The organism is Peptoniphilus olsenii (assembly GCF_040545475.1).
In the GTDB taxonomy this organism is placed as follows: Bacteria; Bacillota; Clostridia; order Tissierellales; family Peptoniphilaceae; genus Peptoniphilus_A; species Peptoniphilus_A olsenii.
Window position 1 is genome coordinate 159,657 of record NZ_JBEPMA010000003.1, and the last position, 21,184, is coordinate 180,840.

The 21,184-nt window shown below is 32.1% G+C and carries 19 protein-coding genes; 15 read left to right on the forward strand and 4 right to left on the reverse strand.

Annotated elements, in window-relative coordinates:
* Positions 1-63: 63 nt before the first annotated feature.
* Genes ABID14_RS04065 through ABID14_RS04075 form a run of 3 tightly spaced genes read left to right on the forward strand, consistent with a single transcriptional unit; the run spans position 64 to position 3,385 of the window.
* Positions 64-879 (forward strand): acyl-CoA dehydratase activase, encoded by an 816-nt coding sequence (locus tag ABID14_RS04065; RefSeq protein ID WP_354367400.1) that lies wholly within the window; start codon positions 64-66, stop codon positions 877-879.
* A 22-nt stretch (positions 880-901) separates the two neighbouring features.
* Positions 902-2,224, forward strand: coding sequence for a 2-hydroxyacyl-CoA dehydratase subunit D (locus tag ABID14_RS04070; protein WP_354367402.1), 1,323 nt, complete (start codon positions 902-904; stop codon positions 2,222-2,224).
* 12 nt (positions 2,225-2,236) lie between these two features.
* Positions 2,237-3,385, forward strand: a complete 1,149-nt coding sequence (locus ABID14_RS04075) for a 2-hydroxyacyl-CoA dehydratase subunit D (protein WP_354367404.1) — start codon at positions 2,237-2,239, stop codon at positions 3,383-3,385.
* A 431-nt stretch (positions 3,386-3,816) separates the two neighbouring features.
* Here ABID14_RS04075 and ABID14_RS04080 read toward each other — a convergent pair whose 3' ends face one another.
* Positions 3,817-4,410 (reverse strand): leucine-rich repeat domain-containing protein, encoded by a 594-nt coding sequence (locus tag ABID14_RS04080; protein ID WP_354367406.1) that lies wholly within the window; start codon positions 4,408-4,410, stop codon positions 3,817-3,819.
* Between the two features lie 330 nt (positions 4,411-4,740).
* Between ABID14_RS04080 and murA the strand changes: the two genes are divergently transcribed.
* The 8 genes from murA to ABID14_RS04120 all read left to right on the forward strand — a co-directional run bounded on the left by murA (position 4,741) and on the right by ABID14_RS04120 (position 12,702).
* A complete protein-coding gene (gene murA / locus ABID14_RS04085) occupies positions 4,741-6,000 on the forward strand; it encodes a UDP-N-acetylglucosamine 1-carboxyvinyltransferase (protein ID WP_354367408.1) in 1,260 nt (419 codons plus the stop codon).
* Complete coding sequence (locus ABID14_RS04090; RefSeq protein WP_354367410.1) at positions 6,001-7,524, forward strand: ABC transporter substrate-binding protein; 1,524 nt, start codon at positions 6,001-6,003, stop codon at positions 7,522-7,524.
* A gap of 260 nt (positions 7,525-7,784) precedes the next feature.
* Positions 7,785-8,714 carry an ABC transporter permease gene (locus ABID14_RS04095; protein WP_354367412.1) on the forward strand — a complete coding sequence of 310 codons (930 nt, stop codon included), beginning with the start codon at positions 7,785-7,787 and terminating at the stop codon, positions 8,712-8,714.
* A gap of 7 nt (positions 8,715-8,721) precedes the next feature.
* Positions 8,722-9,564, forward strand: a complete 843-nt coding sequence (locus ABID14_RS04100; protein ID WP_354367414.1) for an ABC transporter permease — start codon at positions 8,722-8,724, stop codon at positions 9,562-9,564.
* A 1-nt stretch (position 9,565) separates the two neighbouring features.
* Positions 9,566-10,522, forward strand: coding sequence for an ABC transporter ATP-binding protein (locus ABID14_RS04105; protein WP_354367416.1), 957 nt, complete (start codon positions 9,566-9,568; stop codon positions 10,520-10,522).
* Between the two features lies 1 nt (position 10,523).
* On the forward strand, positions 10,524-11,318 hold the full coding sequence (locus ABID14_RS04110; RefSeq protein ID WP_435529945.1) for an ATP-binding cassette domain-containing protein: 795 nt from the start codon (positions 10,524-10,526) through the stop codon (positions 11,316-11,318).
* Between the two features lie 165 nt (positions 11,319-11,483).
* On the forward strand, positions 11,484-11,879 hold the full coding sequence (locus ABID14_RS04115) for a metallopeptidase family protein (RefSeq protein ID WP_354367420.1): 396 nt from the start codon (positions 11,484-11,486) through the stop codon (positions 11,877-11,879).
* On the forward strand, positions 11,872-12,702 hold the full coding sequence (locus ABID14_RS04120) for a DnaJ domain-containing protein (RefSeq protein WP_354367422.1): 831 nt from the start codon (positions 11,872-11,874) through the stop codon (positions 12,700-12,702). Before ABID14_RS04115 ends, ABID14_RS04120 begins: the two co-directional genes overlap by 8 nt.
* A gap of 563 nt (positions 12,703-13,265) precedes the next feature.
* Here ABID14_RS04120 and ABID14_RS04125 read toward each other — a convergent pair.
* The 3 genes from ABID14_RS04125 to ABID14_RS04135 all read right to left on the reverse strand — a co-directional run bounded on the left by ABID14_RS04125 (position 13,266) and on the right by ABID14_RS04135 (position 15,330).
* Complete coding sequence (locus tag ABID14_RS04125; protein WP_354367424.1) at positions 13,266-14,063, reverse strand: hypothetical protein; 798 nt, start codon at positions 14,061-14,063, stop codon at positions 13,266-13,268.
* Complete coding sequence (locus ABID14_RS04130; RefSeq protein ID WP_354367426.1) at positions 14,035-14,619, reverse strand: RNA polymerase sigma factor; 585 nt, start codon at positions 14,617-14,619, stop codon at positions 14,035-14,037. The genes ABID14_RS04125 and ABID14_RS04130 overlap by 29 nt, the downstream gene beginning before the upstream one ends.
* A gap of 126 nt (positions 14,620-14,745) precedes the next feature.
* The gene (locus ABID14_RS04135) at positions 14,746-15,330 is read right to left on the reverse strand and encodes a TlpA family protein disulfide reductase (RefSeq protein ID WP_354367428.1); all 585 of its coding nucleotides are present in this window, start codon (positions 15,328-15,330) and stop codon (positions 14,746-14,748) included.
* 151 nt (positions 15,331-15,481) lie between these two features.
* Here ABID14_RS04135 and ABID14_RS04140 point away from each other — a divergent pair, with 151 nt between their 5' ends.
* The 4 genes from ABID14_RS04140 (at position 15,482) to clpB (ending at position 21,074) form a co-directional block, all read left to right on the forward strand.
* Positions 15,482-16,429, forward strand: coding sequence for a nucleoside hydrolase (locus ABID14_RS04140; RefSeq protein ID WP_354367430.1), 948 nt, complete (start codon positions 15,482-15,484; stop codon positions 16,427-16,429).
* A complete protein-coding gene (locus ABID14_RS04145) occupies positions 16,426-16,992 on the forward strand; it encodes an ECF transporter S component (protein ID WP_354367432.1) in 567 nt (188 codons plus the stop codon). Before ABID14_RS04140 ends, ABID14_RS04145 begins: the two co-directional genes overlap by 4 nt.
* A 581-nt stretch (positions 16,993-17,573) precedes the next feature.
* Positions 17,574-18,482 (forward strand): DnaJ C-terminal domain-containing protein, encoded by a 909-nt coding sequence (locus ABID14_RS04150; protein WP_354367434.1) that lies wholly within the window; start codon positions 17,574-17,576, stop codon positions 18,480-18,482.
* 12 nt (positions 18,483-18,494) lie between these two features.
* Complete coding sequence (gene clpB / locus ABID14_RS04155; RefSeq protein WP_354367436.1) at positions 18,495-21,074, forward strand: ATP-dependent chaperone ClpB; 2,580 nt, start codon at positions 18,495-18,497, stop codon at positions 21,072-21,074.
* Positions 21,075-21,184: the final 110 nt, after the last annotated feature.

Sequence of the window (21,184 nt, forward strand, 5' to 3'; positions counted from 1 at the left end):
TCATAGTACAATAAAATTAAGTAAGATTAATGTAATATTTTTTTAAAATAAAGAGGGGATTTTATGGCAGAAGCCGTTTATACTATGGGTGTCGATATTGGTTCGACTGCTTCAAAAAGTATAATCTTAAAAGATGGAAAAGAGATTGTTTCCACTTCTGTTGTAGATGTTGGCGCTGGTACAAGTGGACCATCTAGAACAATTGGTGAGACCTTAAAAAATTCTGGCTTAAATAGAGAAGATATATCATATGTCATGGCAACAGGATATGGTAGAAATTCACTAAAGGAAGCTGATGCTCAAATGTCAGAATTATCTTGTCACGCTAAAGGAGCTTATTTCTTATTTCCAAATGTAAAGACTATTATTGATATTGGTGGTCAAGATGCTAAGGCTCTAAAAATTGGAGACAATGGTATGCTTGAAAATTTCGTCATGAATGATAAATGTGCCGCAGGTACAGGTAGATTTCTAGACGTAATAGCGAGGGTTTTAGAAGTTGATATTTCACAACTTCAAGATTTAGATGCTAAATCCACAAAAGATGTAAGCATTTCATCTACTTGCACAGTTTTTGCTGAATCTGAAGTTATTTCACAACTTGCAAGTGGATCTAAAATAGAAGATATTGTTAAGGGAATTCACAATTCTATTGCGTCAAGAGTTGGTTCTCTTGCCAAAAGAGTTGGGCTTAACGATGACATTATTTTTACAGGTGGGGTTGCCCTTAATGAGGGTATGGTTAGAGCTCTTGAAGAAAATACAGGGCATAAAATACACACTTCACCATATTGTCAATTAAATGGTGCACTCGGTGCAGCATTATTTGCATATCAAAAACAACAATTGATTGCTAAGAAAGAAAAGGCTAATGCTTAATTAATACTTTAGGAGGGAAAGTATGGCTGAAAGAATACAAAAAATACCTGGTAAAAAACCAAGACCGATTGAAGGAAATATTCCTGCTGCTCAAGCTCTAAGAAATGTAGTAGATAGAGTATATGGTGCAGCTTGGGATGCAAAACACAGAGGAGAATTAGTTGGATGGTCATCTTCTAAGTTCCCAATTGAACTTGCTAAGGCTTTTGACCTACACGCTGTTTATCCTGAAAACCACGCAGCTACAACTGCAGCGAAAAAAGATGGACTTAGACTTTGTCAAGCAGCTGAAGATATGGGATATGACAATGACATATGCGGTTATGCGAGAATTTCACTTGCATATGCAGCAGGGGAACCTACTGACTCAAGAAAGATGCCTCAACCAGATTTCGTACTTTGCTGTAACAACATCTGTAACATGATGACTAAATGGTACGAAAACATTGCAAGAATGCACGACATTCCAATGATTATGGTTGACATTCCTTTCCAAAACACAGTTGATGTTCCAGAAGAAAAAGTTGATTACTTAATGGGACAATTTGAATATGCAATTCACCAACTAGAAGAGTTAACTGGAAAGAAATTTGATGAATCTAAATTCCAAGAAGCATGTGACATTGCTAATAGAACAGCAGCAGCTTGGCTAAAAGCTTGTTCATATATGGCTTACAAACCATCTCCACTTTCTGGATTTGACCTATTTAACCACATGGCTGACATTGTAGCAGCAAGATGTGAAATTGATGCAGCAGAAGGATTTGAACTTCTAGCAGAAGAATATGAACAATCAGTAAGAGAAGGTACATCAACTTGGGAATATCCAGAAGAACACAGAATTTTATTTGAAGGAATTCCTTGCTGGCCAGGACTTAGAAACTTGTTTGAACCACTAAAACAAAATGGTGTTAACGTAACAGCAGTAGTTTATGCACCAGCATTTGGATTTAGATATTCAACAGTTAGAGAAATGGCAGCAGCTTACTGTAAAGCTCCATGTTCAGTATGTATCGAAGATGGTGTTGAATGGAGAGAAACAATGGCTAAAGAAAATGGAGTTTCTGGAGCACTTGTTAACTACAACAGATCATGTAAACCATGGTCAGGAGCAATGCCTGAAATCGAAAGAAGATGGAGAGAAGACCTTGATATACCAGTAGTTCACTTTGATGGTGACCAAGCAGACGAAAGAAACTTCTCACAAGAACAATACAAAACTAGAGTTCAAGGTTTAGTTGAAATTATGAACGAAAGAAAAGCTGATAGAGTAGCTAAAGGTGAAGAAGTTTACACTAATTTCGACAACACAAAAGAAACTGACTGGTCTAAAACTACTATTTAATTGAGGTGCAATATGACTGATATAAAAAATTTATTACAAGAATTTAAACATATAGCAGATAATCCTAGAGAACAACTAGATAAACAACTTGAAAAAGGAGTAAAAGCAGTTGGAGTATTTCCATACTATGCTCCTGAAGAAATTATTTATGCTGGTGGAATGTTCCCATATGGAGTTTGGGGTGGACAAGGTCCAATAGATAAAGCTAAAAACTATTTCCCAACATTTTACTATTCACTAGCATTAAGATGCTTAGAAATGGGACTTGATGGTTCACTTGATGGACTTAGTGCTTCTATGCTAACAACACTTGATGATACATTAAGACCACTTTCTCAAAACTATAAAGTTTCTGTAGGTAGAGAAATTCCGATGGTATTCTTAAACCACGCTCAACACAGAAAAGAAGATTTTGGTAAAACTTACAATGCAAGAATCTTCAAACAAGCAGCAGAAAGACTTGAAGAAATCTGTGACGTAGAAATAACTGATGAAAAACTTAAAGAAGCTTTTGAAGTTTATAACGAAAATAGAGCTCTTAAAAGAGAATTTATCAAAATGTGTGGAGATTATTCACAAACAATAAAAGCATCAGATAGATCAAATGTATTAAAAGCATCTTATTTCATGATGAAAGATGAACATTCTAAAATGCTTAAAGAATTAATTGACGCATTAAAAGAAATGCCAAAAGAAGAATGCAAAGGACCGAGAGTAGTAACTTCTGGTATTATCACTGATAACCCAGGATTACTTCAAGTTCTTGACGATTTCAACATTTGTGTAGTAGCTGATGACGTTGCTCATGAATCAAGAGGACTTAAAGTTGATGTAGATACATCAATAGAAGATCCATACATGGCTCTAGCAGATCAATTTGCAAGAATGGACGAAGACCCAATTCTTTACGACCCAGATATTTGGAAGAGACCAAAATATGTAGTTGACCTTGCAAAAGACAATGATGCTGACGGATGTCTATTATTCATGATGACATTTAATGATACAGAAGAAATGGAATATCCATCACTTAAAAAAGCTTATGAAGAAGCAGGTATCCCATTAATCAAAATGGGTTACGACCAACAAATGACTGATTTTGGACAAGTAAAAACTCAACTTGAAACATTCAGAGAAATTGTTGAATTAAATAGAATTTAAGTTAAAGAAATTTAATTTATAAAATAAAAATCCTCAATTACAAAAGTAGTTGAGGATTTTTTGGGTTTATATTAGAAATAAGAGTAATATTTTATAGTTTATCGAATAATACATTTGTTTTAACTGAAAGGAAATATCTTCACCAAAGTTAAATACTTTGGACTTTTTGCATTTGGTGTTTTTGAGAATTATAGTATGATTATTTATATTTCATCGTTACAAATTCTCTCCACCACATGCAGATCCTTCGACTTCAGAAAGCTTGTCAGTTTTCTTTCACTCAGGAAGACAAGAGAGGGGAGAAATTCTTTCTCACATGCTGACTCTTTATGCGTTTGCATACGCACACTGACTCAGTATGACTTGGAAATTTAAGCATTTATTTTTTGCAACAAAAAACTGCTACTCTTTAAGAATAGCAGTTTTAATGATTAGTCTCTTTTTACTTCAACATTTTCTTCAAAAGCTCTATCGTCAAATTTTTCGATTCCTTTTGGAAGTTCTACATTAGAAAGATTATTTTTTCTAAATGCAAACATGTCAAGTCTTTTTAGATTTTCTGGTAATTTTACTTCAGATAAGTTGTTTTTGTAGAAAGCAGAAACTCCTATTGATTCAACTGTATCTGGAATATTAACTTCTCCAAGTTCGTTTAATGAAAATCCATTGTCGCCAATGAATTCAAGATTTTCAGGAAACTTAACATCAGTAAGTTTATTTCTGTAAAATCCGAAAGCGTCAATTTTCTTTACAGCATCTGGAATAATAACTTCAGTTAAGTTATTAACTCCGAAAGCATTGTAACCAATTTCTTCAACTGTTTCAGGAATAACTACAGTATTTAATTTTCTTCTGTAAAAACATTGATCCCCGATAACTCTAATTTTTGTTCCATCTGGGCCTTCAGTAGGTACTACCATATCAAAGTATCCGTTTTCTTTGATTTTGTCTTTACCCTTTCTTGTCATGCCTTTTAGAACATCTCCATCAAATATAAAATCGTCAAATTCCCATGGTTTTTCCATATGTATCCTCCCTGCTATAATAATTATTACCTTCTCTATCATTATAGCATATCCAAAAAAAATTATAAAGGAAAGCTTGAAATACTGGGAAGAATAAACGTTTTTTCAAGTTTTTAAAAATACTTTTACTAATAGTTTTTTATTTCAAAATATTTTTACTAAATAACAATGTTTACATCGAGGTATGTAATAATTGAATGTATATAAATATGTTTTATGGGTATATAAGTTAAATAATGTTTGTATTTTGTATACACACTCAAAGAGACCTTTATATAAATATATTCTCTATGATATAATAAAGGTATTATTAATTGGGAGGTATTCCTTTTGGAAAAGATTTTAGTTAGACCAAATGGACCACTTAAAGGCAGTGTAAGAATTTCAGGTGCTAAGAATGCAGCACTTCCTATACTTGCAGCTACAATTCTAGGAACGGAAAAGATTGTGCTTGAAGACGTGCCTGAGCTTAAGGATGTTGAAATTATCACTGAAGTTTTACGTGGTTTAGGTTTAAAGATAGAGAAAGACAAAAACACACTAATTATTGACCCTAGCGGGCTTAATTCATATGAAACTGATTATGAGCTTATGAGCAAGATGCGAGCTTCTTTTTTAGTTATGGGACCACTTTTAGCGAGATTATCTAAAGCTTATAATTCACTACCAGGTGGATGTAATATTGGTACGAGGCCTATTGATTTACATTTAAAGGGCTTTAATGCTCTTGGGGCAGAAATCACTATGACACATGGCGAAATTAAAGCTGAAGCTGATGAGCTTGTGGGCGAAAGAATATATTTGGACTTTCCTTCTGTTGGGGCTACTGAAAATATTATGATGGCGGCTGTGTTGGCAAAAGGTGAAACTACTTTAGAAAACTGTGCCATGGAACCAGAGATTGTTGACTTGGCAAATTTCCTAAATAAAATGGGTGCTAAGGTCACTGGAGCAGGCACTTCAACTATTAGAATTAGAGGAGTTGAAAAGCTAACTGGCTGTACTCATCAAATTATTCCAGATAGAATAGAAGCGGGTACTTTTATGGTAGCTGCGGCTATCACAGGAGGAGATATTTTAATTGACAATGTGATTACTTCACATTTAAAACCAGTTATTGCAAAGCTTGAAGAAGCAGGTGTGAGTATTTCTACAGACGGCAGTGCAGTGCGAGTTATTGGAAATGGCAAACTTAAACCTATAGAAATAAAAACACTTCCTCATCCTGGCTTTCCAACGGATTTGCAGGCTCAATTTATGGCTTTGTTGACTCAAGCTGAGGGTCAATCTTCTGTGATTGAGACAGTATTTGAAAATAGATTTATGCATGCTGAAGAGTTAAAGAAGATGGGTGCCAATATCAAAGTTATAGATAGAGAAGCACTGATTACGGGTAGAAGTAAATTATATGGATCTAAGGTTCGAGCTACAGATTTAAGGGCTGGTGCTGCTTTAATCTTGGCTGCCCTTGTCAGTGAAGGTGAAACTGAAATATCAGACATTTATCACATTGATAGAGGTTATGAAAAAATTGAAGATAAGTTTAAAAGCTTAGGATCCGATATTGAAAGAATTGAAAGGAAGATGTAAATGAAGAAGAAAGCACTATTATTTTTAGTGTTAGTTTTAGCATTTCTTACTGCATGTTCAAATGATGGAACAAAATCTGGCGAAGATCCTGTACTAAAGGTGGCTGTTTCTGAGGATACAACTACTCTTGATACGGCTACTATTAATGATGATTATGCTGAAAATATAATTATTCAAGTTTATGATACTTTGGTTAAGAGAAATGCTAATGGAGAGATAGTCAATTCACTTGCTGAGTCTGTTGAAAATCCTGATCCCACTACTTTTGTTATTAAACTAAGAGAAGGGGTTAAATTTTCAAATGGTGATCCTCTAACTGTTGAGGATGTTATTTTTACTCTAAAAAGAGCTGCTGGCACCGAAAAATTTAAATCTTTTTATGGCAAAATTATACCTGAGTCATATGAAAAAGTAGACGATTTAACTTTAAAGTTTAAATTGTCTGAACCTGATGCTGCATTTTTAAATTCACTTTCTCATCCGGCAGTTTCAATATTGTCACAAAAATTTATTGAAGGTGGAGCAGATCCAAATACTGAACTGATGGGTACAGGTCCATTTGTTTTAGATGAATGGGTTCAAAATGATCATGCTACTTTTTCAAGAAATGAAAATTATTGGGGAGACAATCCTAAGATTTCTGGAATCGAAATGAAAGTTATTCCTGAAGCATCTCAAAGGGTGATTGAACTGGAAAGTGGTGGAGTTGATTTAGCCTATAAAGTAGACCCTAATGATGTTGCACAAATAGAAGAAAATGAAGAATTACAATTATTTAAAAAATTAGATAATTCTGTTCATTTTATTGGTTTTAATATGTCGAAAGAGCCTTTCAGCAATAAAGCTGCTAGAGAAGCGATGATTAATGCTATTGATATAAACTCTATTTTTGAAACTGTTTATATGAACAGCGGAAAATTGGCTACAAGTGCTATAAATCCAAACTTCAAATTTTCTATTGCAGATAGTATTGAACCAAACAAAGTAGATAGTGAAAAAGCAAAAAACCTTTTTGCTGAAGCGGGTTTAGGTGAAGGATCTAAACTCTCTATATATACTTCTGACAATACCCAAAGAGTCAATGTGGCAACTATGATGCAAGATCAACTTAGTGAATACGGTATTGGTCTTGACGTAGAGAGATTGGAATGGGGAGCATTTATTGATGCACTTCAAGCATCTGAACATGATATGTTTATTATGAGCTGGAATCCTTCAATAGTAGATCCACATTATGAGCTACTACAACCGTTCCATTCTTCTAATAAAGGACATGGTCCAAATTATATGTATTATAGTACAGAAGAACTTGATGCATTGATACAAAAAGGAATCTCTACTACAGATGATGCACAGAGAGCAGAAATTTACAAACAAGCACAAGAACTAATTAATAGAGATATGCCATGGCTATATATTTGTTATGGTGAAACTATAGTTGCAGGAAATAAAAATATTGACGGGCTAGATATCTTGCCAAAATATCCACAAGAGTTAAAAGATATAACCATAAAAGAAAAATAAATAATAATAAAAAATTCACCACATAGCTGGTGAATTTTTTATTATTATGATTCTGATTTATAAATAGTGTAAAAGTAAATTATAATAAGTATTTATCTAATAACTATCAAATAGTATTTAAATTAAAATCGTAATATAATTTAGTATTAGGGAGTTTTCTTGTGGAGGCAATATTTTATATTTTTTTAAATTGAAGAAAATGGGTATTTATATTTTTAACAACTATTATTTAATTTAAATTATTTATTACTGGAGGAAATATGTTTAAATATATATCAAAGAGAATACTAATTTTGATACCCACACTTATAGGTGTGAGTTTTATTGTGTTCTCACTTTTATATCTATCTCCTGGAGATGCTGCTCTGGCTGTGGCTGGTCCTGAGGCGTCAAAAGATGCTGTCGAAGCAATTAGACAAAATCTAGGCCTAAATGATCCTTTTTTGATGCAGTACGGGCGATATCTTAAAAATCTTATATTTGATTTTGACCTTGGCACATCTTATCAAACTGGCAGATCAGTGACCCATTCTTTAGTGGCTGCCTTTCCTAATACTTTGAAATTAGCTTGGGGAGCACTTTTAATTGCTATAATTTTTGGTATAGTATTTGGTGTAATCGCTGCGGTTAAAAAGAATACTGTAATCGATTCTTTGATAACAGGAGTAGGAATGATTGGACTTGCCATGCCTATTTTTTGGTCTGGATTATTGCTAATTATTCTATTTTCTACTAAACTCAAAGTTTTGCCAGCTTCTGGATTCTCGTCAATTAAACATATGATACTTCCATGGATAGCATTGGGTTTTCAGTCTTCGGCCGTCATTATGAGAATGACACGTTCTGCGATGCTTGATGTTTTGGATAAAGATTATATAAGGACGGCTTTTGCCAAAGGTCTAAGTGAAAAAGTTGTTATCTTAATACATGCACTTAAAAATGCATTAATTCCAGTAATTACAACTATTGGGCTTCAAGCTGGTGGTCTTTTAGGAGGAAGCATTTTGACAGAAACAATTTTTTCCATTCCTGGAATCGGAAGACTCATGGTGGATTCTATTAAAACTCGTGATTATCCAATGATTTTAGGTGGCATAATGTTAATTGCAATAATGTATTCTCTGATTTCAATTTTGGTGGATATTTTGTACGGAATTTTTAATCCTCGAATAAAGGTTGCAAGCAAGTAGGTGAAATATGAAAAGAAGATTAAAAGATTTTTTTAAATACTATAGCAGGAATAAAATTGCTGTAATTGCTCTAATTATTCTAGTTGTGATTATTATAGCTGCAATTTTTTCTGATATTATTGCACCTTATAATTTTGCTAAGCAAATTCCAAAAGATAGGTTTCAGACTCCAAATTCAGTGCATTTAATGGGTACAGATAATTTTGGTCGGGATATTTTTTCCAGAATATTGAGAGGTGCTAGCGTATCTTTAAAAATTGGATTTTTATCTGTATTAATTTCTACAGTTATAGGAGTTTTAATTGGAGCTTTTGCTGGTTTTTATGAAGGGCCTTTTGATGCAATTGTGATGAGAGTAATGGACACAATATTATCTATTCCTCAACTGGTACTGGCTATTGCAATAGCTGCTGTACTAGGAAATGGAATGAAAAATTTAATATTGGCAGTCTCTCTAGCTTCTATACCATCATATGCTAGGATTGTGAGGAGTCAAGTTTTATCTGTCAAAAATTTAGAGTATATTGAATCGGCAAAACTATCGGGAGTCAATGATTTTAAATTAATATTTTCTGAAATTTTGCCAAATTCTTTTGCACCTATAATTGTACAGGCCACTATAGGCGTGGGGACAGCTATTCTTTCTGCGGCATCATTATCATTTATAGGAATGGGTATCATGCCACCTGAGGCAGAATGGGGGCAAATGTTATCTGAAGGGCGTGCGTATATAAGAAATTATCCACATCTGACATTATTTCCAGGGCTTGCTATTGCTCTTACTATACTTGTTTTAAATATTGTGGGAGATGCTCTTCGCGATGCATTTGATCCAAAATATAGGAGGTAATATGGTACTTGAAATAAAAAATTTAAAAGTGTTTTTTAAATCGTCGCAGGGAATTGTAAAAGCGGTAAATGGAGTAAATATTGATATTCCTAAAAGAAAGACATCTGCCATTGTAGGAGAAAGTGGGTCGGGCAAATCTGTAACTTCGCTGGCTATTATGGGTCTTTTGGATAAACAAAGCTTGGCTGAAATTTCAGGTGAAATTATTTTTGATGGTAAAAATCTATTAGAATTAAATAAAAAAGAGCTAAGAAAGATTAGAGGAAATGATATTTCTATGATTTTTCAAGAACCAATGACTTCTTTAAATCCTGCACTTAAAATTGGATATCAGATGTCTGAAGTCTTTAGAGAGCATTTCAAGGCGGACAAAAAAACTGCAAAAATGAAATCTATTGAAATGATAGAAAGAGTAGAGATACCTAGAGCAGAGGAAATATATAATGTATATCCACATGAACTAAGTGGAGGGATGAGACAAAGAATAATGATAGCTATGGCACTCTCATCATCGCCTAAGCTTCTTATTGCAGACGAACCAACTACAGCACTGGATGTAACTATTCAAAAAGATGTATTGGAATTAATAAACAAATTAAAAGATGACTTTGATACTTCTATTATGATAATTACTCATGATTTGGCAGTAGTATCTGATATAGCAGATTTTGTCAATGTTATGTATTGTGGGAAAGTTGTAGAAAGAGCAGAAGCAGAAGAACTATTCAAAAATCCACTACATCCTTATACTAAAGGTTTATTGCGTGCTATACCGTCTATTCATAAGAAGAAAGAAAAACTTCAATCGATAGAAGGATCAGTACCTAATTTAATCAATTTAAAAGAAAACTGTTACTTTAATGATAGATGTGAAGAAGTAATGTGTAAATGTAAAGAAAAAGAGCCACAAGAGATAGATATAAATGGGCATAAAGTGAGCTGTTTCTTATATGGGTGATATGATGAATGAAATTATTTTAGAAGCAAAAGATGTTTCGAAATTTTTTGATAGAAAAGGTCAAGAACCTTTTAAAGCAGTAGATGAGATATCATTTAAACTCGCCAAATCTAAAACACTTGGAATAGTGGGGGAGAGTGGGTCTGGAAAATCTACTTTGGCAAGATGTATAATGGGACTTTATCCTGATGCGAGTGGTGAAATTATATACAATGGTATAGATATATTAAAAGCAAATAAAAAAGAACTAAAAAGTGTAAGACGTGATATTCAAATGATATTTCAAGATCCATATTCGTCGCTCAATCCCCGAAAAAAATGCAAAGATATTATCGCTTCTGGGATTAGAAATCTATTGGGAGAAAAAGATAAGAAAAAAATTTATAAAAAAGTAGAAGATACTATGGATATTTGTGGACTTTCAAAGTCACAAATGCAGAGGTATCCTCACGAATTTTCTGGAGGCCAAAGACAGAGAATTTCTATAGCAAGAGCACTTGCAGTAGATCCTAAAATTATTGTAGCAGATGAACCAACTTCTGCACTAGATGTATCAATACAAGCTCAGATAATTAATCTTCTTGAAGAATTACAAGATAATTTAGGACTTGGTATTATTTTTATATCACACGACTTGTCTGTGGTTCGCCATATTTCAGATGAATTACTGGTTATGTATAATGGAAAAATGGTTGAATATGGGGTTAGTGAAGAAATATTTGAAAATCCAAAAGATGAATACACAATCAAATTACTAAACTCAGTACCAGGAGAAAAATTGGCACAATATATATAAAAAATTTAGAAGTGAAAAATCTAATCAATTATGATAAACTAACTCTATAAATCTAGAATTAAAATTTATATTAATACTTATTTCTATGTATATTATAACTTGGAATAGTTGAATAATTTTTATAGCTAGATATAGAGTTTTTTATTTATATTAAGTGGTGATACTATGTCTTTCGAAGATATTTACATAGATAGAATTGATGAAGTTGAAGAATTGCTTGAAGAAATATGTGAAGAGATTCCAGAATATGCCTACAATAATTTAAATGGAGGTATAATCTTGTCTGAAGATGTCAAATATCATGACGAGTCAGTGGGAGATTCTCTAATAATATTGGGTGAGTATCAAAAATCGGTACTTGGAAATATGATAACAATATATTATGGTTCAATTATGAAGATGTATAAATTTTTGCCAAGAGAAGAATTAAAAGAAAAACTGGAGCAAGTATTATTGCATGAATTTACACATCATCTAGAATTTATGGCAAACGAATATGGACTTGTAATAGAAGATAATAAATTTTTAGAAGATTATAAAAAAAGGATGAAAAATGAATAAAATTAAAGGATATTTTTATAAAAGTATAGGGAAATTTTTGGACCTATTATTGACTCTATTAATTGTAATAGTAAATATTTTTGTTGATTTATTTTCTGCACTTCGAAGATTTTTCTTAGTAGTGCTTTCTATGGGTGGATGTCTAGTAATTTTTATTTTGTTAAATCCGCTATCATGGATTGCTATAGGCAGAAGTTGGATTTTTCCAATAATTATTTTGGCACTTGTCGTGCCAGTACTGGGTTCGGTTTCTGTGTCATTTCTTGAATACGCACATTATACTGTAACTGAATTTTTCTACGATAGAGCAGAACATTATTTATATGGAAAAGAAAATCATTTTGAGAATATATCTGGCTATAGTAGAGCATATTGGGAGCAAAAAGAGCGAGAAAGATTAAAAAGAGAAGAAGAACGCAGAAAAGCACAAGAAGAGGAATTTAATAGACGATTTAGAGATTTTGGTGGATTTACTTGGACAACTTTCGATAATTTTGAAGATTTTGAAGAATTCTTTGGGAATAACAATGGAAACTTTGGTGGATATAATGCTGGAAATTATAGCGGGTATTCAAATCAGAGTGCAAATATGGGCTTTGGATTTAAAGAGCAATATGAAAAATATTGCGATGTATTGGGAGTTAATTATAGTGCCGATAAATATGAAGTTAAACTCGCCTATAGAAAGATGGCAAAGAAGTATCACCCTGATTTAAATAAAGAACCAGGAGCAAAAGAAAAGTTCCAAGAAATTAATGCAGCTTATGAATTTTTAAATGATTCAAATATAGAAAGATATAAAAAAATGAGTAGTAGGAATTAAGAGTCTGTAAAATAAGTAAAAGTTAAATAATAAATAGAAGTCTTTTATTATTATTTTACTACCTTTTCTATATCATGTTTACGATTCTCCCTACCACAGATAGAGCTCTTAATGCTTTTGCAACGCTTTTTAGTCGAGATGACATGGGGAGTGACAAATAGCTTATAGTTATTAGATTTCTAAAGAATGAGTATTAAGAAATAAAATATAATATAAAGAAAATTATTTAACTGTCATTCCGAGCGGAAAACCCGCAGGGGTTGGAAAGTCGCTGGTGTACTCGAAGAGTGAGGAATCTGCCTGTGAAGGAGTAGTTCTGTAAGAATAAATAGAAGTTTTTTGTTATCCTTTTAATTACGCTTTCTTATTCCCCTAAAGAAATTCTCCTCACCATAAGCAAGGCTCTTAATGCGTTCGCAACGCTTTTTATTCAAGATGACAATTGTGAAGGACCACAACAACACCAAGAACTGTATTTCTGAAAAAAGTTATGTTTTATATTTATATTAAAAAACCTCGACATTATATCGAGGCTTTTTTTATGAGTATAGTTTAGTTGTTAATTATTTTTGTTCTAATATTTCTTGCCCAATTTCAAACAATAATTCTTTATCCATATTTTCGTCAGCCATTAGCATATATACTACTCCGTCATATTCAAAGCTTAGGTGATTGGATATACTTGTTTCTCTTTCTGTTCCTTCTCCGCCAATTCCTACATTAAAGAATGGATCATTTTCATTTCTTTCTTTTTCTTCAGGTGTCATCTCATCTTCGCTTGCTAAGAATAAGCTCTCTAATTGCGTGTAATAATATTTAGTGTCATCGATAGTTCGTATTTCTTGATGCTCTTCTTCTTCAATTTTAAAAGAAGTTTCAGGCACTTTATCAGCTGTTAAACTAATTTTACTGTCATTTTCATTTTTGTAATTTACATCGATTGTTTTTCTTTTATTAAATTCATTGTGTTCATCGTCTAAATCAGCTACATCAACCATATAAATACCGTCAAATTCATATCCGCCTTTTAATTCTTCTGGAATGATAGCGTCAAATCCTGCTTTCTCTTCTGCTTTTTCTACATCTTCATAGGCTGTGTAATTGTAGTATGATGTAGATGAACCTACTGTTCCTGTAATCCTACCAACGGCAAATACTCCAACACTTAATAATGCCGCAGCTACTGCTATAATTGCTAATTTTCTTTTTTTCATTTTGAATTCTCCTTTTGGTTTTTCTATGTTTGAAATTTCTAAGTCAATTTTATTTTTAAGATACTCAGAGGGAAAAGTATTTTCGACACTTTGTTTTAATTCATCTTTTATTTTTTTCTCATACTCGGGGCTCCATTTGTTTTTCATAAATACCCTCCCTTCGGGTCAAAAATGTTTCATCAACTTTTTCCAATTCTTTTTTCAATTCTTTGCGTGCTTTGTTTAATCTGGATTTTATAGTTCCTTGAAATGTATTGCAAACCGTTGCCATTTCTTTTATTGTCAAATCATCAAAATAGTATAGTACTAAAACTTCTCTGTGCTTCGGTTTTAGTTTCATCAAACATTCATGAATTTCGCTCTTAAGAAGAAAGTTGTCTTCTGAGTTTTCGTATGTTTTAGTGTCTACTTTAAATAATATGTGTTCATCTGGAAATTCTCTTTTTTTATTTTTGTATTTTTTGTAGCAAGAATTTTTTAATATTGAGAAAATCCAAGATTTAAGCTTTGTTTCGTCTTTTAAAGTATCTATTTTTGTATAAATTGTCACGAAAGTTTCTTGCAATACATCTTCAGCGTCATGCTTATGTCCTAATATGAGATAGGCTGTTCGGTACAATATGAGATAATATTCATTGTAAAGTGTATCAAAGGAATTTTTGTCGCCGGCCTTTATCCCTTCTACTATTTCATGATTGTCCATTGTATCCCCCTTTCATATGATGCATCTATATATAAGAGTATACAGACGAGTAAAAGGTTCATTATTTTTAAAAGTTTTTTATGTAAACAAAAAGATAGCTTGTGAAAGCTACCTTTATATTATAAATTATTTATTTTCTTCTAATACTTTAGATACAGCATTGTCCCACTGTTCATAACTCATGGCACCAACAAAGCCACCAAGTACTGTTCCGTCACTTTTTACTATTAGAGTAGTGGGAATAACTGAAATTTTATTCATGGTATCTTCCATTGTAGGATTTGGCATTATATTTGTATAAGTAACTCCTGATTTATCTAATATTTGAATTGCCTCTTCTACATTGGTACTCATAGTTGCGTTTGTATCACTTACAACGCCTAAGAAGTTCATTTTATCTTTATATTTTTGATTTAATTTTTCAAGTTCTGGCATTTCTTCTATACATGGTGAACAAAATGTTCCCCAGATATTGATAAAAGTTAGAGGTTTCTCAGCATAAAATTCTTCGGATTTTATCATTTCACCATCTATAATATCAAGAGTTTGAAAATCGAATTTATCTATACTCACATCTTGAAGTTCTGCGGCTTCTACTGTAGTTGTGTTTTCTGTATCTTTATTTTTATTATTATTTTCTGATTTTTTTGAACAAGCAGTTAGCATCACAAAAATTGATAGTGCCATCATTATTTTTAAAAATTTTTTCATATTTACCACCTTATTGTTTATTTAACTTCATTATACAAAATATGACTTATCTTGTCTAATGAGAAAAAATACTATATAATTATTATTACTTGTTCGAGAACTCCAAGTATAAAAAACTAATCAGTTCTCCAAATTCAATGGAGGTTTTTTTATGAAAAAAATTATAATAGATGCCGATCCAGGCATAGATGATTCTATTGCAATAATGCTTGCTAGTGCAGTTAAAGATTATGATATTTTAGGTATTACATTGGTTTCAGGCAATGTATGTATTGATAAATGTGTAAAAAATGTACTCAGGCTTTCCAAATTTTTAGAAAAAGATTTTAATATCTACAAATCAATTCCAACCCCACTTGTAAAAGATTTAATTAATGCAGAAGATACTCATGGTGAAGATGGACTAGGAGAAACTTATCTTGAATACGACAAAATTGATGTAAATGATAATGCAGTTGACTTTATTCTTGATAGTTTAAAAGAAGACGAGGTAACTATTTTTGCATTGGGGCCTTTAACGAACATAGCCAGAGCAATGAAAAAGGACAAAACAGCTTTTGAAAATGCAAGAATAATATCTATGGGAGGAAATTTTAAATCCTTCGGTAATATGAGTCCTGTTGCTGAATTTAACTATTATGTTGATTCTGATGCGGCAGATTATGTCATTCAAAATGCACCAAATCCTATTGAAATCGTGCCTTTAGATGTCACAAGAAAATTTGTGCTCACTCCAAATATTATTGCACTTATGAAAAGGATGAATTCAAAAATTGCAAATTTCATACAAGATATTACTAACTTTTATATGGATTTTCATTATTCTTATGAAAATATTATTGGTTCTGTAATTAATGATCCTCTTGTTATAATGGCAGAAAAATATCCAGAACTATTTACTAAAAATAAATATCACGCAGATGTAATATTAGATGGACCAGCACGTGGCATGCTAATGGTAGATGAGAAAGATTTTCTCAAGAAAGAAACAAATATTATTTTATATACTGATATAAAATTAAATTCGGTATGGAAAGAATTTTTAGAAATAATTACTCAAAAAGAGGTCGATTGTGAATTATTGGAGGCATTATTATGAAAGTAAATTCTAGAAAAATTACAATATTAGCTATGTGTATAGCAATTAACCTTGTTGGCTCATGGATAGCACTTATTTTAAAGCTTCCTGTTTATCTAGATTCTATTGGAACGATAATGGCGGGCTTTGCCTTTGGACCCATTTTTGGTTTGATTACAGGAGTATTAACAGCATTTGTAAACACAATTGGAGATCCGATAGCACTTTATTTTATGCCAACTCAATTGATAGTAGGTTTTATAGCAGGGTATGTAAAGTCATTAAAAGAGAAAAACTCCTACAAAAAATTATATCGAACTTTAATAATGTCAGTTCCTGCAGCAATATCCTCTGCATTTATTGCAACTTATTTATTTGGCACAGTAACGACTGCTGGATCTAGCTATATTGTTCAGTTTTTGAGAGCAATACTTGATTTGAGCGATTTTGTGATAGTTTTTATAATACAATTAATTACAGACTATGCAGATAAACTAATTTCTATACTATTAGTTTCTAAAGTATATAATATGGCAGCATTTAGAAAAGTTCTGGAAAGAGATAGGTATAGACTTATAAAATAGCATTCACGTTGACTTATAAAATAGCTTTCACGTTGACTTATAAAATAGCATTGACGTGGATGTACTAATTAATATTCGCATTTACTATTTCTTAATTTATAATTTTTAAAATTTTACTAATTATATTTATAAACCTGATTGAAGTATTTCAACCAGGTTTTTTGCTTGAGTAAAAGTTTACAATAGAAAAACCGAGTCGCTCGACCCGGTTTTACAAAAGGAAATTAATTAAAAAAAGTGTATTAAATAATCTGTTACTATTTTAGCATAATAAAACAATAAAAACAAGTTTTTATAAAATAAAATTTTTTCTCAAGTTTTCGCTTTGTTAAGCCTTTTTATCAATATATTATCAAATTATGATAAAAAAATTGTAAAAAATTAAAAAAATATTTATTTTATTTTCTAAGAATATATTTTTTAAAATGAGGTATCATTGTTTTAGATAGAATTTAAATTTATTTCATAAATTATTAGCAGAAGACTTGCAAGAGTGCTAAACATAATGTATAATAATGATAGTCAAAGAATGTCAAAGAAGATTTAAACTTTGATTAAAATAATCGTGAGGAGGAAGTTGTTTGAAATATAAAGATTATTACGAAATCTTGGGCGTGAAAAAAGACGCCGAAGAAAAGGAGATTAAGAGTGCCTATAGAAAACTCGCTAAAAAATATCATCCTGATTTAAATAAAGGTGATGATGCAGCGAGCGAAAAATTCAAGGAAATTTCCGAAGCATATGAAGTCCTCTCTGATAAAGACAAAAGAAAAAAATATGATACTTTTGGTTCTAATTATGATTTTAGTGCAGGATACGACTTTGATCCTTCTCAGTACGGTTATACTTACTCGACAGGAGGAAGCGGCACAGATTTTTCTGACTTTTTTGAAACTATATTTGGTTCTTCGAGAAGGGGAGGCGGAGGATTTAATATTGATGATATCTTCGGTGGTTTTTCTGGAACAGGTGGCAGAACAAAGTCACGTCAAAATAAAAGTAAATTTGAATCCGAGCTTACAATTTCTATTAAAGAAGCCTATTCGGGTACAGAGAAAAATGTCAGTTTAAGTTATGGAAGCGAAGTTTTTGATATCGATGTAAAAATACCTAGTGGCATCACTCGTGGTAAGAAGATAAGAGTTAAAGGTCAAAAATATGGATTACCTGGAGATATTATGTTTAAGATTAATATTAGAGATGAAAAAAATATGACTCTTGACGGACTCGATATTGAAATTACTGAAAATATCTATCCTTGGACTGCGGTACTTGGTGGCACAAAAACTGTGGATGCTCTTGATGGCAAGTTAAAGCTTAAAATTCCACAAAATTTTGTTGGTGGCAACAAGATGAGACTTGCTTCAAGAGGTTTTAAAGATTTGAAAAATAATGTGGGTGATTTATATATTAAATTTAATATTGTAAATCCTACTAAATTAAGCGAAAAACAAATTGAACTTTATAAGGAGCTTGAAAGCTCAAATTAAAGAGGTGTTAATATGAATTTTGAAAAATTTACTCAAAAATCACTAGAGGCAGTGCAAGGTGCATATAATGCTGCCAAAGAGTACGGTAACCCAGAGGTTAAAGAAATCCACATAAATTATGCACTTTTAAATGACAACGAAGGGCTTATACCAAGGGTTTTAACCTATATGGATAAAAATCCAGAGATGATTAAAGCTGATGTATTAAAAGTTATTGAAAGACTACCTAAACAATCTGGCTCACAAGTATATGCTGACGAGTCTTATAGGAAAGTTTTTCAAAAAGCTGAAGAATTTAAAGAAAAACTTGGTGATGATTATCTTTCTGTTGAACATATATATTTAGGTATCATCTCAACTAAAGGAACAGATTCATCATCAGTATTTAATAGATTTAATATAGATATGGATTCTTTTTTAGCTGCATTGCAAAAAATACGTGGGAATCAACATGTAACAACAGATAATCCAGAAGGAACATATGATGCACTTAAAAAATATGGCGAAGATTTAACAGAACTAGCCAGAGATGGTAAACTCGATCCTGTAATTGGTCGTGACGAAGAAGTGCGAAATGTAATCAGGATTTTGTCAAGAAGAACTAAAAACAATCCAGTGCTTATAGGACCTCCTGGGGTTGGTAAAACTGCAATCGCTGGTGGACTTGCACAGAGAATTGTTTCTGAGGATGTGCCTGAAGGTCTTAAAAATAAAACTGTATTCTCCCTTGATATGGGTGCTTTAGTTGCTGGTGCTAAATACAGAGGCGAATTTGAAGAGAGACTAAAAGCGGTTTTAAATGAAATCAAAAAATCAGAAGGCGACATTATACTATTTATAGATGAAATTCACAATATAGTTGGTGCAGGCAAGACCGATGGAGCAATGGATGCTTCAAACTTATTAAAACCCATGCTTGCTCGTGGCGAGCTTCATGCTATTGGTGCAACAACTTTAGATGAATATAGAAAGTATATCGAAAAAGACCCTGCATTAGAAAGAAGATTTCAAAAAGTGTTAGTAAATGAACCAACTGTAGAGGATACTATAGCAATTCTTCGTGGACTAAAAGGTAAATACGAAATTTATCACGGAATTAGAATTTCTGACTCTGCAGTAATTGCGGCGGCCACTCTTTCTGATAGATATATATCTGATAGATTTTTGCCAGATAAAGCAATCGACTTGATGGATGAAAGCTGTGCTATGCTTAGAACAGAAATTGATTCTATGCCTACTGAAATTGACGAAGTAAGAAGAAAAATTTTGCAACTTGAAATTGAAAATGAAGCACTAAAAAAAGAAACTGATAAAGCAAGTAAAGATAGACTTGAAAAACTAGGTCAAGAATTATCTGAAGAAAAAGCCGAATTTGATAGATTAAAATCAAAATGGGAAACTGAAAAAAAGGGTCTAGACTCTTTAAAAGACATCAAAGAGCAAATTGAAGATGTAAATCATCAAATAGAAGAAGCTGAAAGAAATTATAATCTTGAAAAACTTTCTGAACTTAAATATGGAATTCTTCCTAAATTGCAAGAAGAACTGGCAGCGAAGGAAGCAGGTGTAAAAGATGAGTCTTCAATGGTCAAAGAAGAAGTTACTGAAGATGAAATTGCTCATGTAGTAAGTCGCTGGACTGGAATACCAGTTGAAAAGTTAAATGAAAGTGAAAGAGATAAACTTTTAAGTCTTGAAGACATTCTCCACAAGAGAGTTATAGGGCAAGATGAAGCTATAGAAGTAGTTTCGGATGCAGTAATAAGGGCCAGAGCTGGACTTAAGGATAAAAACAAACCGATAGGTTCATTTATATTTTTGGGGCCAACAGGAGTTGGTAAAACTGAAACTGCAAAGGCTCTTACTGAAGCACTTTTCGATGATGAGAGAAATATGATAAGAATTGATATGTCCGAGTATATGGAAAAACACTCTGTTTCAAGACTTGTAGGTTCTCCTCCAGGATATGTAGGTTATGATGAAGGCGGTCAGTTGACAGAAGCAGTTAGAAGAAAGCCTTACAGTGTAATATTATTTGATGAAATCGAAAAGGCTCATGGAGATGTATTTAATATTTTACTTCAAGTTCTTGATGATGGTCGTTTGACGGACAATCAAGGTAGGACAGTTGATTTTAAAAATACAGTTATTATTATGACTTCAAATATTGGTTCGCATTATTTGATAGATGGCATCAATGAAAATGGTGATATACTTGAATCTGCACGTGAAGCAGTGCTTGCAGATTTAAGATCAAAGTTCAGACCAGAATTTTTAAATAGAGTTGATGAGACAGTTCTATTTAAACCACTTGGCAAAAAAGAAATCTATGAAATTATCAAACAAAGTGTCAAAGAAGTTGAAGAAAAGCTTCAAGATAGAAATATTAAAATTGAGATTACAGAATCTGCACTAGACTTTATACTTCAATCTTCATTTAATGCACAATATGGAGCAAGACCTGTAAAAAGATTTATTGGTCACAGTTTAGAAACAGACCTTTCTAAAATGATAATAAAAGGGAATATTGTAGATGATGATGTTATAGAGGTTGACGCTATAGCAGGTGCTTTGACTGTTTCCAAAAAATAAATTATTTATTTTAGTTTAATCTAATAAATAAGTATTGACTTATCGAGTTAATATATATATATATATATATATTATGAAAATAGGGAAGATAGGATAGATTAAATTTAAAA

Excerpts from the sequence above, each read along its gene's own strand:
- ABID14_RS04065 (WP_354367400.1), top strand. The coding sequence starts at position 64 with ATGGCAGAAGCCGTTTATACTATGGGTGTCGATATTGGTTCGACTGCT.
- ABID14_RS04070 (WP_354367402.1), top strand. The coding sequence starts at position 902 with ATGGCTGAAAGAATACAAAAAATACCTGGTAAAAAACCAAGACCGATT.
- ABID14_RS04075 (WP_354367404.1), top strand. The coding sequence starts at position 2,237 with ATGACTGATATAAAAAATTTATTACAAGAATTTAAACATATAGCAGAT.
- ABID14_RS04080 (WP_354367406.1), bottom strand. The coding sequence starts at position 4,410 with ATGGAAAAACCATGGGAATTTGACGATTTTATATTTGATGGAGATGTT.
- ABID14_RS04090 (WP_354367410.1), top strand. The coding sequence starts at position 6,001 with ATGAAGAAGAAAGCACTATTATTTTTAGTGTTAGTTTTAGCATTTCTT.
- ABID14_RS04095 (WP_354367412.1), top strand. The coding sequence starts at position 7,785 with ATGTTTAAATATATATCAAAGAGAATACTAATTTTGATACCCACACTT.
- ABID14_RS04100 (WP_354367414.1), top strand. The coding sequence starts at position 8,722 with ATGAAAAGAAGATTAAAAGATTTTTTTAAATACTATAGCAGGAATAAA.
- ABID14_RS04105 (WP_354367416.1), top strand. The coding sequence starts at position 9,566 with ATGGTACTTGAAATAAAAAATTTAAAAGTGTTTTTTAAATCGTCGCAG.
- ABID14_RS04110 (WP_435529945.1), top strand. The coding sequence starts at position 10,524 with ATGATGAATGAAATTATTTTAGAAGCAAAAGATGTTTCGAAATTTTTT.
- ABID14_RS04115 (WP_354367420.1), top strand. The coding sequence starts at position 11,484 with ATGTCTTTCGAAGATATTTACATAGATAGAATTGATGAAGTTGAAGAA.
- ABID14_RS04120 (WP_354367422.1), top strand. The coding sequence starts at position 11,872 with ATGAATAAAATTAAAGGATATTTTTATAAAAGTATAGGGAAATTTTTG.
- ABID14_RS04125 (WP_354367424.1), bottom strand. The coding sequence starts at position 14,063 with ATGAAAAACAAATGGAGCCCCGAGTATGAGAAAAAAATAAAAGATGAA.
- ABID14_RS04130 (WP_354367426.1), bottom strand. The coding sequence starts at position 14,619 with ATGGACAATCATGAAATAGTAGAAGGGATAAAGGCCGGCGACAAAAAT.
- ABID14_RS04135 (WP_354367428.1), bottom strand. The coding sequence starts at position 15,330 with ATGAAAAAATTTTTAAAAATAATGATGGCACTATCAATTTTTGTGATG.
- ABID14_RS04140 (WP_354367430.1), top strand. The coding sequence starts at position 15,482 with ATGAAAAAAATTATAATAGATGCCGATCCAGGCATAGATGATTCTATT.
- ABID14_RS04145 (WP_354367432.1), top strand. The coding sequence starts at position 16,426 with ATGAAAGTAAATTCTAGAAAAATTACAATATTAGCTATGTGTATAGCA.
- clpB (WP_354367436.1), top strand. The coding sequence starts at position 18,495 with ATGAATTTTGAAAAATTTACTCAAAAATCACTAGAGGCAGTGCAAGGT.